13 protein-coding genes are annotated in these 13,413 nt (G+C 72.2%); 1 reads left to right on the top strand and 12 read right to left on the bottom strand.

The window, feature by feature from the left end:
• Positions 1-22: 22 nt before the first annotated feature.
• The 10 genes from pgi to uvrC all read right to left on the bottom strand — a co-directional run bounded on the left by pgi (position 23) and on the right by uvrC (position 10,894).
• On the bottom strand, positions 23-1,684 hold the full coding sequence (gene pgi, locus ACTWQH_RS21050; RefSeq protein ID WP_443288211.1) for a glucose-6-phosphate isomerase: 1,662 nt from the start codon (positions 1,682-1,684) through the stop codon (positions 23-25).
• A 106-nt stretch (positions 1,685-1,790) separates the two neighbouring features.
• Positions 1,791-2,126 (bottom strand): RNA polymerase-binding protein RbpA, encoded by a 336-nt coding sequence (locus ACTWQH_RS21055; protein ID WP_443288212.1) that lies wholly within the window; start codon positions 2,124-2,126, stop codon positions 1,791-1,793.
• 135 nt (positions 2,127-2,261) lie between these two features.
• A complete protein-coding gene (gene secG / locus ACTWQH_RS21060; RefSeq protein WP_443288213.1) occupies positions 2,262-2,489 on the bottom strand; it encodes a preprotein translocase subunit SecG in 228 nt (75 codons plus the stop codon).
• Between the two features lie 123 nt (positions 2,490-2,612).
• Entirely contained in the window at positions 2,613-3,407 is a 795-nt protein-coding gene (gene tpiA / locus ACTWQH_RS21065; protein ID WP_443288214.1) for a triose-phosphate isomerase, read from the bottom strand.
• Between the two features lie 5 nt (positions 3,408-3,412).
• Entirely contained in the window at positions 3,413-4,615 is a 1,203-nt protein-coding gene (locus ACTWQH_RS21070; RefSeq protein WP_443288215.1) for a phosphoglycerate kinase, read from the bottom strand.
• A gap of 112 nt (positions 4,616-4,727) precedes the next feature.
• On the bottom strand, positions 4,728-5,732 hold the full coding sequence (gene gap / locus ACTWQH_RS21075) for a type I glyceraldehyde-3-phosphate dehydrogenase (RefSeq protein ID WP_443288216.1): 1,005 nt from the start codon (positions 5,730-5,732) through the stop codon (positions 4,728-4,730).
• A gap of 193 nt (positions 5,733-5,925) precedes the next feature.
• Positions 5,926-6,903 carry a DNA-binding protein WhiA gene (gene whiA, locus ACTWQH_RS21080; RefSeq protein ID WP_443288217.1) on the bottom strand — a complete coding sequence of 326 codons (978 nt, stop codon included), beginning with the start codon at positions 6,901-6,903 and terminating at the stop codon, positions 5,926-5,928.
• Complete coding sequence (locus tag ACTWQH_RS21085) at positions 6,894-7,949, bottom strand: gluconeogenesis factor YvcK family protein (protein WP_443288218.1); 1,056 nt, start codon at positions 7,947-7,949, stop codon at positions 6,894-6,896. Before ACTWQH_RS21085 ends, whiA begins: the two co-directional genes overlap by 10 nt.
• Before the next feature lie 2 nt (positions 7,950-7,951).
• On the bottom strand, positions 7,952-8,854 hold the full coding sequence (gene rapZ / locus ACTWQH_RS21090) for an RNase adapter RapZ (protein ID WP_443288219.1): 903 nt from the start codon (positions 8,852-8,854) through the stop codon (positions 7,952-7,954).
• A gap of 51 nt (positions 8,855-8,905) precedes the next feature.
• Positions 8,906-10,894 carry an excinuclease ABC subunit UvrC gene (uvrC, locus tag ACTWQH_RS21095; protein ID WP_443288220.1) on the bottom strand — a complete coding sequence of 663 codons (1,989 nt, stop codon included), beginning with the start codon at positions 10,892-10,894 and terminating at the stop codon, positions 8,906-8,908.
• Between the two features lie 195 nt (positions 10,895-11,089).
• Here uvrC and ACTWQH_RS21100 point away from each other — a divergent pair, with 195 nt between their 5' ends.
• Complete coding sequence (locus tag ACTWQH_RS21100) at positions 11,090-11,773, top strand: hypothetical protein (RefSeq protein WP_443288221.1); 684 nt, start codon at positions 11,090-11,092, stop codon at positions 11,771-11,773.
• 84 nt (positions 11,774-11,857) lie between these two features.
• Here ACTWQH_RS21100 and ACTWQH_RS21105 read toward each other — a convergent pair whose 3' ends face one another.
• Positions 11,858-12,511, bottom strand: coding sequence for an MBL fold metallo-hydrolase (locus ACTWQH_RS21105; RefSeq protein ID WP_443288222.1), 654 nt, complete (start codon positions 12,509-12,511; stop codon positions 11,858-11,860).
• A 16-nt stretch (positions 12,512-12,527) separates the two neighbouring features.
• Complete coding sequence (locus tag ACTWQH_RS21110) at positions 12,528-13,235, bottom strand: maleylpyruvate isomerase family mycothiol-dependent enzyme (RefSeq protein WP_443288223.1); 708 nt, start codon at positions 13,233-13,235, stop codon at positions 12,528-12,530.
• Positions 13,236-13,413 lie beyond the last annotated feature (178 nt).

Consider the following 13,413-nt stretch of genomic DNA (forward strand, 5'->3'; position numbering starts at 1 on the left):
CGGCTAGGGTGGGCGGGGGACCTCAGCGGCCGCGCAGCCGCCGGTAGTGGGCGACCAGGCCCGCCGTCGAGGCGTCGAGCCCGGGGACCTCCGCGCCAGCGGTCAGCGCGGGCTCGACCCGCTTCGCCAGCACCTTCCCCAGCTCCACCCCCCACTGGTCGAAGGAGTCGATGTCCCACACCGCCCCCTGCACGAACACCTTGTGCTCGTAGAGCGCGACCAGCTGCCCCAGCACCGACGGCGTCAGCTCCACCGCCAGGATCGTCGTCGTGGGCCGGTTCCCCGGGAACGTACGGTGCGGCACCAGTTCCTCCGCGACGCCCTCCGCCCGCACCTCCTCGGCCGTCTTGCCGAAGGCGAGCGCCTGGCCCTGCGCGAAGAGGTTCGCCATCAGCAGGTCGTGCTGCGCGGCCAGCCCCGGCTCCAGTTCCTCAACCGGCCGGGCGAAGCCGATCAGATCCGCCGGAATGATCTTCGTGCCCTGGTGCAGCAGCTGGTAGTAGGCGTGCTGCCCGTTGGTGCCCGGCGTGCCCCACACCACCGGCCCGGTCTGCCAGTCGACGGGCCTGCCCTCGCGGTCCACCGACTTGCCGTTCGACTCCATGTCGAGCTGCTGCAGATACGCCGTGAAGCGGGAGAGGTAGTGGCTGTAGGGCAGCACCGCGTGCGACTGCGCCCCGTAGAACGCCCCGTACCAGACGCCGAGGAGCCCCAGCAGCACCGGGGCGTTCTCCTCCAGCGGCGCGGTGCGGAAGTGCTCGTCCACCGTGCGGAAGCCGTCCAGCATCTCGCGGAAGCGCTCGGGCCCGATGGCGATCAGCAGCGACAGGCCGATCGCCGAGTCGTAGGAGTACCGGCCGCCGACCCAGTCCCAGAACTCGAACATGTTGGCCGTGTCGATGCCGAACTCAGCCACCTTCTCGGCGTTGGTCGAGACAGCGACGAAGTGGCGGGCCACGGCCGCCTCCTCGCCCCCGAGGCCGGCCAGCAGCCAGCGCCGCGCCGCCGTGGCGTTGCTGATCGTCTCGATCGTCGTGAACGTCTTCGACGCCACGATGAACAGCGTCTCGGCCGGGTCGAGGTCGCGCACCGCCTCGTGCAGGTCGGCGCCGTCGACGTTGGACACGAAGCGGAAGCCCAGCTCCCGCGCGGTGTAGGGCCGCAGCGCCTCGTACGCCATGGCCGGGCCGAGGTCGGAGCCGCCGATGCCGATGTTGACGACCGTCCTGATGCGCCGCCCGGTGTGGCCCGTCCACTCCCCCGAGCGCACCCGCCGCGCGAAGTCCGCCATGCGGTCCAGCACGGCGTGGACGCCGGGCACGACATTTTTGGGTTCTTCGCCGTCGACCTCGACCACGGCGTCGCGCGGCGCGCGCAGCGCGGTGTGCAGCACGGCCCGGCCCTCGGTGATGTTGATCTTCTCGCCGCGGAACATGGCGTCGCGCAGCGGCTCCACGCCGGACGCCGCGGCGAGATCGCGCAGCAGGCGCAGGGTCTCGTCGGTCACCAGCTGCTTGGAGTAGTCGATGAGGAGGTCGCCGACGCGGACGCCGTACCGCCCCGCCCGGTCCGGGTCGCGGTCGAACAGCTCGCGAAGGTGCACCTCCCCCAGCTGCTCCCGGTGCTTGGCCAGAGCACCCCACTCGGCCGTCCGGTCCAGCCTGACCCGCGCGCCTGCGTTCATGTCCTCTGCTCAGCCCATCCGTGCGCTCCGTGCGATCGTGCGGTCCCAGGCTACGCCGCCGCCTGACGGCGCCGCCCGGCCGCCCGCGTCGCGGACCCGCCCCGGACTAGATCTCGCCGCGCAGCTTGGCGAGGGCCTCGGCGAGGATGGCCTCGCCGTCGGCGTCGCTGCGGCGTTCGCGAACGTAGGCGAGATGCGTCTTGTAGGGCTCGGTGCGGGGCGGGTCCGGCGGGTCCTCGCGGTCCGTGCCTGCCGGGAAGCCGCACCGAGGACAGTCCCACGTGTCGGGAATCTGTGCGTCGCTGGCGAAGCTGGGCCGTGTCTCGTGCCCGTTCGCACACCAGAAGGAGACCCTCAGCCGCGGCGCGGACTCGCCCCGCTCGGCCTCTCCCATGGGCCCCGCGCCGACCCGGCTGCCCCGGATCGCGTTGCCACCTGCCACGGTCGTAACTCCCTGCCTCACGTGCTGTGTGCTGCGAAGTCGCCTCAGTCTATGCAAGGCTCAACGCACGTCCAGTGCTTCGAGTTACTGACTTACCGCGTTGTGGCCAGGCTGTCACTCCCGCGTCACTCAGAACTACTTCATCAGCAGGCCGAGCACCACGATGATCCCGAACCAGATCAGGCCGACCACGACCGTGAGCCGGTCGAGGTTGCGCTCGGCCACGGAGGAGCCGCCGACGGACGACTGCATACCGCCGCCGAACATGTCGGAGAGGCCGCCGCCCTTGCCCTTGTGCATCAGCACGAGCAGGCCCAGCAGGCCGCTGAAGACGATGAGGGCGATCTGGAACGCCGTTTCCACGACTGGACCAACTCTCTGCAGATCGGAGACGGTGGATGGACGCGACTCAATGTACCGGCATCCGGGGGCCGCACCAACCGGTCCAGCCGGTGGCCACGGCCCCCGTCAGGGTACCTCCGGTCGTCACTGGTCGCGGAAGCGGACGATCTTGACGAACTCGTCGGCGTCGAGCGAGGCGCCGCCGACCAGGGCGCCGTCCACGTCGGGCTGCGCCATGATCGCGGCGACGTTGGAGCCCTTGACCGAGCCGCCGTACTGGATGCGCACGCCGTCGGCGAGCGCCACGTCGTACAGCTCGGCCAGCCGGGCGCGGATCGCCCCGCAGACCTCCTGCGCGTCCTCGGGGGTGGCGACCTCGCCGGTGCCGATGGCCCACACCGGCTCGTAGGCGATCACGATGCTCGCGGCCTGCTCGGCGGGGAGCCCGTCGAGGGCGCCGTCGAGCTGGGTGAGGGTGTAGGCGACCTGCTGGCCCGCCTTGCGGATCTCCAGCGGCTCGCCGATGCACAGGATCGGCGTCAGGCCGTGCCGGTAGGCGGCCTTCACCTTGGCGTTGCAGGTCTCCTCGTTCTCGCCGTGGTACTGGCGGCGCTCGGAGTGGCCCACGACCACGTAGGTGCAGTTGAGCTTGGCGAGCATCGGGCCGGAGATGTCGCCCGTGTACGCCCCGGAGTCGTGGGCGGCGATGTCCTGCGCGCCGTACCTGATCCTGAGCTTGTCGCCGTCGACCAGGGTCTGGACCGAGCGCAGGTCGGTGAAGGGCGGCAGCACCGCGACCTCGACGGCGTCGAGGTCCTTGTCCGACAGGGCGAAGGCGAGCTTCTGGACGTGTGCGATGGCCTCGAGGTGGTTGAGGTTCATCTTCCAGTTGCCGGCCATCAGCGGGACGCGGGCGGCTGCGGAATCCGTGGGTGCCATGGCGTTCAGTCCTCCAGTGCCTCAAGGCCGGGGAGGGTCTTGCCCTCCAGGTACTCCAGGCTGGCGCCGCCGCCGGTGGAGATGTGTCCGAAGGTCGACTCGTCGAAGCCGAGGATGCGCACGGCCGCCGCCGAGTCGCCGCCGCCGACCACGGTGAAGGCGGAGCTGTCGGCCAGGGCCCGGGCCAGCGCCCGGGTGCCGTCGGCGAAGTCGGGGTGCTCGAAGACGCCCATGGGGCCGTTCCAGAAGACGGTGGCCGCGTCGGCGAGCTTGGCGGCGTACAGCTCCTGGGTGGCCGGGCCGATGTCCAGGCCCTGCAGCCCCGCCGGGATGGCGTCGGCGGCCACGGTCTCGGTCTCGGCCGGGGCCTTGGTCTTCAGGTCGGGGAAGTCCTTGGCGGCCACGACGTCGACCGGGAGCACGAACTCCACGCCGCGCTCGGCGGCCCGGCGCAGGTACTCCTGGACGGCGGGGACCTGGTCGGCCTGGAGGAGGGAGTCGCCCACCTCGTGGCCCTGGGCCTTGAGGAAGGTGTACGCCATGCCGCCGCCGATCAGGATGCGGTCGGCGCGCTCCAGCAGGTGGCCGATGACGCCGAGCTTGTCGGAGACCTTGGCGCCGCCGAGCACGACGGCGTAGGGCCGGTCCGGCTCCTCGGTGAGGCGCTTGAGGACGCCCACCTCGGTGGCGATCAGGCCGCCGGCGGCGTGCGGGAGGCGCGCGGGCAGGTCGTAGACGGAGGCGTGCTTGCGGTGGACGGCGCCGAAGCCGTCGCCGACGTACGCGTCCGCCAGGGCGGCCAGCTGGTCGGCGAAGGCGCCGCGTTCGGCGTCGTCCTTGCTGGTCTCGCCGGGGTTGAAGCGCAGGTTCTCCAGCAGCACGACATCGCCGTCGTCCAGGGCGTCGGCGAAGGCGCGCGCGCTGTCGCCGACGGTGTCGGTCGCGAAGGCCACTCCCCGGCCGAGGAGTTCGCCGAGGCGGGCGGCGACCGGGGCGAGGGTGAAGGCGGGGTCCGGGGCGCCCTTGGGGCGGCCCAGGTGGGAGGCGACGATCACCCTGGCGCCCGCCTCGGTGAGCTTGGTGATGGTCGGCACGGCGGCCCGGATGCGGCCGTCGTCGGTGATGGTGGCGCCGTCGAGCGGCACGTTCAGGTCGGCGCGGACGAAGACACGGCGCCCGGAGACCTGGAGGTCGTCAATCGTCTTCATGATGGTGTCGAGGGCTCTCCTTGAGACTGCATGGCTCACGCATGGCGCGAGGGCCCGCAGGCGCGCGGTGCTGTCGCGGTGCGCGCTTGCGAGCCCTGCCCCGGCGGACGGCTCAGAGCCGCTCGCCGACGTACACCGTCAGGTCGACGAGGCGGTTGGAGTAGCCCCACTCGTTGTCGTACCAGCCGACGACCTTGACCTGGTTGCCCTGCGCCATGGTCAGCGCGGAGTCGAAGGTGCAGGAGGGCGGCGTGTTGACGATGTCGGAGGAGACCAGGGCGTCCTCGGTGTACTCCAGGATGCCCTTGAGCGAGGTCTCGGCGGCCTGCTTGAAGGCGGCGTTGACCTCGTCCTTGGTGACGTCGCGGCCCAGGTCGACGACGAGGTCGGTGACGGAGCCGGTGGGAACCGGGACGCGGAACGACAGGCCGTCGAGCTTGCCCTTGAGCTGCGGCAGCACCAGCGCGGTCGCCTTGGCGGCGCCCGTGGTGGTGGGGATGATGTTGATCGCGGCAGCGCGCGCCCGGCGCAGGTCCTTGTGCGGGAAGTCAAGGATGCGCTGGTCGTTGGTGTACGCGTGGCAGGTGGTCATCAGGCCCTTGACGATGCCGAAGCTCTCGTCGAGCACCTTCGCCATGGGCGCCACGCAGTTGGTGGTGCAGGAGGCGTTGGAGATCACCTCGTGCTGGGCGGGGTCGTAGACGTCCTGGTTGACGCCCATGACGACGGTGACATCCTCGTTCTTCGCGGGGGCGGAGATGAGGACCTTCCTGGCGCCGGCGGCGAGGTGCTTGGCGGCGTCGTCCCGCTTGGTGAAGATGCCGGTGGACTCGATGACGATGTCGGCGCCGAGCTCGCCCCAGGGCAGCGACGCCGGGTCGCGCTCGGCCATCGTCTTGAAGGTCTGGTTGCCCACCGTGATGGTGTCCTCGGTGTGCGAGACCTCCTGGCGGAGACGGCCGAGGACGCTGTCGTACTTGAGCAGGTGGACCAGGGTCGCGTTGTCGGTCAGGTCGTTGACGCCAACGATCTGGACATCCGCTCCCTGTTCAAGGAGTGCGCGGAAGTAGTTGCGACCGATACGGCCAAAGCCGTTGATTCCTACGCGGATCGTCACGAACCGATCTCCTCGTTGGTGCGCCGGTGGCGACACCGGCGATGCTGTTTGGGATGTCCCCGACCACTCCAGACCCTACCGCGCGGGCTCCTTCGGGGTGACACCGGCCACGCGACTTCCCCCACTCACGACGGCGCCCAGCCCGGGTGGCTGCAGGGGTGAGGACGGCCGGGCGTCGGGGCGGAGCCCGCGGCTACCCCACCATCTCCTCGGTGAGGCTCGCCTCCGTGCCCGGAATCCCCAGATCCTGCGCGCGCTTGTCGGCCATCGCCAGCAGCCGGCGAATGCGCCCCGCCACCGCGTCCTTCGTCAGCGGCGGATCCGCGAGCGCCCCGAGCTCCTCCAGCGACGCCTGCTTGTGGTCCATCCGCAGCCGCCCCGCCGCCGCCAGGTGGTCCGGCACCTCGTCCCCGAGGATCTCCAGCGCCCGCGCCACCCGCGCCCCCGCGGCGACCGCGGCCCGCGCCGAACGCCGCAGGTTGGCGTCGTCGAAGTTGGCCAGCCGGTTCGCCGTGGCGCGCACCTCGCGCCGCATGCGGCGTTCCTCCCAGGCCAGCACGGACTCGTGCGCGCCGAGCCGGGTCAGGAGCGCGCCGATGGCGTCGCCGTCGCGCACCACGACGCGGTCCACGCTGCGCACCTCGCGGGCCTTGGCGGCGATCTGCAGGCGGCGGGCCGCGCCGACCAGGGCGAGGGCGGCTTCGGGGCCGGGGCAGGTGACCTCCAGGGAGGAGGAGCGGCCCGGCTCGGTGAGGGAGCCGTGGGCCAGGAAGGCGCCGCGCCAGGCGGCCTCGGCGTCGCAGGTGGCGCCGGAGACCACCTGCGGGGGCAGGCCGCGGATGGGGCGGCCGCGGCCGTCCACCAGGCCGGTCTGCCGGGCGAGCTGGTCGCCGCCGGCGACGACGCGCACCACGTACCGGCTGCCGCGGCGCAGGCCGCCGGGGGCCATCACGACGAGGTCCGAGGCGTGCCCGAAGATCTCCAGGATGTCCCTGCGCAGCCGCCGGGCGGCGATACCGGTGTCGAGCTCCGCCTCGATCACGATCCGCCCGCTCACCAGGTGGAGGCCGCCCGCGAAGCGCAGGATGGACGACACCTCCGACTTGCGGCAGCAGGTGCGGGTGACCGGGAGCCGGGAGATCTCGTCCTTCACCGCTGCCGTCATCGCCATGGGCCAATCCTTCCATGCATCCGAAAAATACGGTCGTACGCGGCGGCCAGCAGCTCGGGATCATGGCGGGGGGATCCGCTGCTGGCGTGCCCGCCCCCGCCCGCGGCCACCGGCGCCAGATGAACTGTCGCTCCCAGCCGCTCGGCGGCCCTGCTCAGGCTCTCCTGGTCCGGCACGGCGGCCCGGTCGGCCAGCACCACGTCGAAGGTGAGTTTAGGGGCGTGTTGTACCAGAACCTCCACATGACGCTGCGGGGAGAACCCATCAGTTTCGCCGGGCTGGGGGGCGAGATTGAGGGAGAGGACCCGGCGCGCCCTGGTCTCGGTGAGGGCGTCGCGGAGGCGGGGCACGAGCAGATGGGGGATGACGGAGGAGAACCAGGAGCCCGGGCCGAGCACCACCCAGTCGGCGTCGAGGACGGCCTCGACGGCCTCGGGCACGGCGGGCGGGTCGTCGGGGACGAGCATGACGTGGCGCACCTCGCCCTGGGTGAGGGCGACGGTGGCCTGGCCGCGCACCTTGCTCAGCCGGTGCGGCTCGCGGGGGTCGTGGCCCCGGACGACCGCCTCCAGGTCCAGGGGCACGGCGGACATGGGCAGCACCCGGCCGTGCGCGCCCAGCAGCTTGCCGACCAGGTCGAGGGCCTGCACGTGGTCGCCGAGCTGCTCCCACAGGGCGACGATCAGCAGGTTGCCCACGGCGTGGTCGTGGAGCGCGCCGCCGCTCTTGAAGCGGTGCTGGATCACCTCGGACCAGGTGCGGCCCCACTCGTCGTCGCCGCACAGCGCGGCCAGCGCCTTGCGCAGGTCTCCGGGGGGCAGCACGCCCAGCTCGTCCCGCAGCCGGCCGCTGGAGCCGCCGTCGTCGGCGACGGTGACGATGGCGGTGAGGTCGCCGGTGATGCGCCGCAACGCCGTGAGCGAGGCGGACAGCCCCATGCCGCCGCCGAGGGCGACGACCTTGGGCTGGGCGGCGCGGCTCCCGCCGCGCAGCGGGCGGATCGCCCGCCAGCTGCGGGAGCGCCGGTCGGCCTTGCGGGGGGGCATGCCTATTCGCGCCCCATGTCGCGGTGGACGACGACGGTCTCGATGCCCTCGGCCGCCAGCCGCCGGGCCAGCCGCTCGGACATGGCGACGCTGCGGTGCTTTCCGCCGGTGCAGCCCACGGCGATCGTGACGTACCGCTTGCCCTCGCGCCGGTACCCGTCGGCGACCAGCCGCAGCAGCTCGGCGTACTGGTCGAGGAACTCCTTGGCGCCGGGCTGGTTGAAGACGTACCCGGCGACCTCCTCGGTGGTGCCGGTGAACGGGCGCAGCTCGGGCACCCAGTGCGGGTTCGGCAGGAAGCGGCAGTCCACCACGTGGTCGGCGTCGACGGGCAGGCCGTACTTGTACCCGAAGGACATCACCGTCGCCCGCAGCTGGGTCTCCCCGCCGCCGGTGAACTGGGCGTCCATCTTGGCGCGCAGCTCGTGCACGTTGAGGTTGGAGGTGTCGATGACCAGGTCGGCGTCGCCGCGCAGCTCGCGCAGCAGGTCGCGCTCGGCGGCGATGCCGTCGACGATGCGGCCGTCGCCCTGGAGCGGGTGCGGGCGGCGCACCGACTCGAACCGCTGGACCAGCGCGTTGTCCGACGCCTCGAGGAAGACGATGCGGCGGGTGACCGACCGGGTGTCCAGGTCGGTGAGGGACTCGCGGAGGCTGTCGAAGAAGCTGCGGCCGCGGACGTCGACGACCACGGCGATGCGGGCCACGTTCCCCTGGGAGCGGGCGCCGAGGTCGACCATGGTCGGGATCAGGGCGGGCGGCAGGTTGTCCACGACGAACCAGCCGAGGTCCTCCAGGCACTTGGCGGCGGTGGAGCGCCCGGCGCCGGACATGCCTGAGATGATCACCAGCTCCGGCATGTCCAGCTGGTCCGTGTCTGTCGTCTGCTCGCTCATGGTGTCCATGATGTCGTCCCCCGTCTGTATCGGTGCGTTTCGCGTGTGCTCGGCTTCGTTTCAGTCCTCGATGATCTCGCCGGTGGCGGTGTTGACGGCCGGGGCGGGCCGGGTGCCCTCGGCGAGGGTGGCGACCACGGTCTCGGCGGTCTTGCGACCGATGCCCGGGACCTCGGTGATTTCCTCGATCGTGGCGGAGCGCAGCCGCTTGACCGAGCCGAAGTGCTTCAGCAGGGCCTTCTTCCGGGTCTCCCCGAGGCCGGCGACGGCGTCGAGGGGGCCGGTGCGTATCGCCTGCGACCGCTTGCCGCGCTGGTACCGGATGGCGAACCGGTGCGCCTCGTCGCGCACCCGCTGCAGCAGGTACAGGCCCTCGCTCGTGCGGGGCAGGATGACGGGGTCGTCCTCTCCGGGCAGCCAGACCTCCTCCAGGCGCTTGGCGAGACCGCAGACGGCGACGTCGTCGATGCCCAGCTCGTCCATGGCGCGGCGGGCGGCGGCCACCTGCGGCTGCCCGCCGTCCACCACCACGAGCTGCGGCGGGTAGGCGAAGCGCTTGGGGCGGCCGTCGTCCTCACGCAACGACGCCGGCTGCTCGCCGTCCGGTTCCTCCCCGCCCGGTTCCTCCCCGGCCCACTCGCCGGTCCTCACCTTCTCCCGCAGGTACCTCCGGAAGCGGCGGGAGATCACCTCGTGCATGGCGCGGACGTCGTCCTGCCCGGCGAAGCCCTTGATCTGGAAGCGGCGGTACTCGCTCTTGCGGGCCAGGCCGTCCTCGAAGACGACCATGGAGGCGACCACGTCGTCGCCCTGGAGGTGGGAGACGTCGAAGCACTCGACGCGCAGCGGCGCGGAGTCCAGGCCGAGGGCGTCGGCGATCTCCTCCAGGGCGCGGGAGCGGGTAGTCAGGTCGGAGGCCCGCTTGGTCTTGTGGAGGGCGAGCGCCTGCTGGGCGTTGCGCTGGACCGTCGTCATCAGGTCCTTCTTGTCGCCGCGCTGCGGCACGCGCAGGCTCACGCGGGAGCCGCGGCGTTCGCTCAGCCAGTCTGCGAGCGGCTCGGCGGGCTCGGGCAGGGCAGGGACGAGCACCTCCTTGGGAACGCCCTCGCCGCTCTCCTCGCCGTAGAGCTGCTGGAGGGCGTGCTCGACGAGCTGGGCGCTGCCGAGCTGCTCCACCCTGTCGGTGACCCAGCCGCGCTGGCCGCGGACCCGGCCGCCGCGGACGTGGAAGATCTGGACGGCGGCCTCCAGCTCGTCCTCGGCGAGGGCGACGAGGTCGGCGTCGGTGGCGTCGGCGAGGACGACGGCGTTCTTCTCCATGGCGCGCCTGAGGGCCTCGATGTCGTCGCGCAGCCGGGCGGCCCGCTCGTACTCCAGCTCCTCGGCGGCGTCGCGCATCTGCTGCTCCAGGCGGCGCAGGTACGCCCCGGTGCGGCCGGCCATGAAGTCGCAGAACTCCTCGGCGAGCGCGCGGTGCTCATCGGCGGTGACGCGGCCGACGCAGGGGGCGGAGCACTTGCCGATGTACCCCAGCAGGCAGGGGCGGCCGACGGCGTGGGCGCGCTTGAAGACGCCGGCGGAGCAGGTGCGCACGGGGAAGACGCGCAGCAGGAGGTCGACGGTCTCGCGGATGGCCCAGGCGTGGGCGTAGGGCCCGAAGTACCGCACGCCCTTCCTCTTCGGGCCGCGCATCACCTGCGCGCGGGGGAACTCCTCGTTCATGGTGACGGCGAGCGACGGGTAGCTCTTGTCGTCGCGGTATTTCACGTTGAAGCGGGGGTCGTACTCCTTGATCCAGGAGTACTCCAGCTGGAGGGCCTCGACCTCGGTGGCGACCACGGTCCACTCCACGGAGGCGGCGGTGGTGACCATGGTGGCGGTGCGCGGGTGCAGGCCGGAGACGTCCTGGAAGTACGACGACAGGCGCTGGCGCAGGCTCTTCGCCTTCCCGACGTAGATCACCCGGCCGTGCTCGTCGCGGAAGCGGTAGACGCCCGGGGAGTCGGGGATCTCGCCCGGCCTGGGGCGGTAGCTGGAGGGGTCGGCCATGGTCGCAACCCTACTGCGGGGGGCTGACACTCAGTAACTCCCGTCACCCGGCCGCCGTCCGGTGCCACCAGTCGATCACGTGTGTCCCTGTTCGGCGCGGAACGGAACAGGGCGGTAACAGCACCGGGTTTCGGCCTCGCCGGGCGGCTAGTGTCCCCGCCGACCTCAGGTTCACCCAACGGGAGGGGACAACAGATGCGTGCCAGGACGATACGGGCCGCGCTGCCGGCCGTCGCGGTCGCGGCGGCGCTGGTGCTGACCGGCTGTAACGGCGACGAGGAGGAGTCGCCGTCCGACAGCGCGCCGAGCGAGGACGCCGGGCAGGGCGGCGAGCAGGACGGCGAGCAGGGAGCCGACGCCGGGCAGGAGGGCGGCGGAGCGGAGCAGGAGGGCGACGGCCAGGGCGGCGAGGCGCAGGGTGCGAAGCCGGAGGATCTGTCGCAGATCGACCCGGCGAGCCTGCCGACAGGTATCTCCCCGGAGGACCTGGTCGACCTCGTCCCCGACGACCTGACGGACCTCATTCCGTGGGAGGAGCTGGAGGAGCTCGGGATCACCGACCCCGGGGAGGAGGACGACCTGCCGCCCGCCACCGTCGAGGAGCTGCAGGGCAACTGGTCCACCGGGCCTGACCTCGAGGACGCCTTCCTGAGCTTCGCGCAGGACGAGGTCACGTTCTTCGAGGACTGGGGTGCGGAGGGTGACATCTGCTACGGCACCGCGACCGAGGGTGCCCTGGCGCTCGACGACTGCAGCCTCTGGGGCGAGGAGGAGTGGACCGCGACGTCGGCGACGCTGGCGTTCGACGGGCCCACGCTGGTCGTCACCTGGGAGGACGGCACCGTGCAGGAGTACTACAACGACCAGGCGATGATGTGAGCCGTCCGGCCGCGGCGGCCGGATGAGCACGCATGGGGCCCGGTCCCGGGAGGGGCCGGGCCCTGCGGCGTTCGCCGCCAGGAGCTACCAGCCCCGGGCCCACCACTCGGCGAGGTGCGGGCGTTCGGCGCCGAGGGTGGTGTCGTCGCCGTGGCCGGGGTAGATCCAGGTCTCGTCGGGCAGCTCGCCGAAGAGCTTCGTCTCCAGGCCGGTCATGAGGGACCGGAAGTCCGCCGGGCGTGTCGTCTTTCCCGGCCCGCCGGGGAAGAGGCAGTCCCCGGTGAAGACGTGGGGGTGGCCGTCGGGGTCGTCGTAGACGAGCACGACGGAGCCGGGGGTGTGGCCGACGAGGTGGCGGGCGGTGAGGCGGCAGGCGCCCACGGAGACGGTGTCGCCGTCGTCGACCGGGACGTCGGTGGGCACGGGGATGCCGTCGGCGTCGTCGCGCCCGGCGTAGGTGCGCGCGCCGGTGGCGCGCACGACGGCGCCGAGCGCCTGCCAGTGGTCGCGGTGCCGGTGGGTGGTGACGACGGCGGCGATGCCGTCGTCGCCGATGAGGCGCAGCAGGGTCGCGGGCTCGGCGGCCGCGTCGATGAGGAGCTGCTGGCCGGTCTCGCGGCAGCGCAGCAGGTAGGCGTTGTTCTCCATGGGGCCGACGGCGGCCTTGGAGACGATCAGCTTCGCGAGCTCGTGGACGTCGGCCGGCCCGCCGACGGTGACCTTTCCGGTGTACGCCATGGCCGTCAGTGTCCCGTCACAGCGGCGGCAGGGCGGGCAGCGGCTCGCCGCCGGTGGTGGTCAGGCCGCCGCCGCTGGTGCGTCCGGTGAGCCAGCCGACGAGGTCGGCGGGGGTGCCGACGACCGCGATGGGGCCGCCGGCCGGGACGGGCCGGCCGCCGCCGGTGCGCCAGGTGCGGCCGTCCTCGGCGCGCAGCTCGATCGGGGAGAGGCCGGCGCGGCCGGAGAAGCGGGCGGCGAGGTAGTCCAGGGCGTGGTCGAGGAAGGCGCCGGGCAGGTCGGCGACGGTGCGTCCGGCGCCGAGGTCGATGTGGTGCAGGTCCACCTCGACCCAGCGGCGGAACGGGATGCCGGCGGCTCTGTCGGTGACGCCGCCTCGCAGCTCGACCGTGGCCTGCCACTCCTCGTCGGTGAGCGCGGCGAAATTCGCCTCCAGGCGGCCGGCGCTCTCGCTGATGTCCTCGCGGTGGACGGCGGCGGGGCGGGCGGCGTCGCGCTCGATCTCGGCGTCGCGGGCCTCGTTGCTGGCGTACATGGGGTGGCCGGTCAGGACGTTGACGAGGGCGTCGGCGTTGCGGGCGATGTGGGCCAGGACGTGGCCCCGGGTCCAGCCGGGCAGCAGGGAGGGCTGGGCGATGGCGTCGTCGCCGAGGGCGCCGACGGTGTCGAGGAGTCGCTCGGTGGCGTCCCTCAGGCCGGTGAGGTCGGTGGTGGGTGCCGTCACACCCTCACGCTATCTCCGCCACTCCTCCGAGTGAAAGTGAGGGAAAACGAGCGGGAATCGAACGCTCGTGCTATAGGCTGCGAGCGCGGCGTCGGCCCTCCGTCCGGGTGTCAGACCCCGCCCATAGTCTTGATGGGGGTGCCCCACACGGGTGCGGGCCTCCAGGAACCACACGAAA

This window comes from Streptomyces sp. 6N223, from assembly GCF_052246635.1.
Classification (GTDB): Bacteria; Actinomycetota; Actinomycetes; order Streptomycetales; family Streptomycetaceae; genus Streptomyces.

What these genes read in the sequence shown, in the direction of transcription:
- pgi (WP_443288211.1), bottom strand. Translation starts at nt 1,684, where the DNA reads ATGAACGCAGGCGCGCGGGTCAGGCTGGACCGGACGGCCGAGTGGGGT.
- tpiA (WP_443288214.1), bottom strand. Translation starts at nt 3,407, where the DNA reads ATGGCACCCACGGATTCCGCAGCCGCCCGCGTCCCGCTGATGGCCGGC.
- ACTWQH_RS21070 (WP_443288215.1), bottom strand. Translation starts at nt 4,615, where the DNA reads ATGAAGACGATTGACGACCTCCAGGTCTCCGGGCGCCGTGTCTTCGTC.
- whiA (WP_443288217.1), bottom strand. Translation starts at nt 6,903, where the DNA reads ATGGCGATGACGGCAGCGGTGAAGGACGAGATCTCCCGGCTCCCGGTC.
- ACTWQH_RS21085 (WP_443288218.1), bottom strand. Translation starts at nt 7,949, where the DNA reads ATGCCCCCCCGCAAGGCCGACCGGCGCTCCCGCAGCTGGCGGGCGATC.
- rapZ (WP_443288219.1), bottom strand. Translation starts at nt 8,854, where the DNA reads ATGGACACCATGAGCGAGCAGACGACAGACACGGACCAGCTGGACATG.
- uvrC (WP_443288220.1), bottom strand. Translation starts at nt 10,894, where the DNA reads ATGGCCGACCCCTCCAGCTACCGCCCCAGGCCGGGCGAGATCCCCGAC.
- ACTWQH_RS21100 (WP_443288221.1), top strand. Translation starts at nt 11,090, where the DNA reads ATGCGTGCCAGGACGATACGGGCCGCGCTGCCGGCCGTCGCGGTCGCG.
- ACTWQH_RS21105 (WP_443288222.1), bottom strand. Translation starts at nt 12,511, where the DNA reads ATGGCGTACACCGGAAAGGTCACCGTCGGCGGGCCGGCCGACGTCCAC.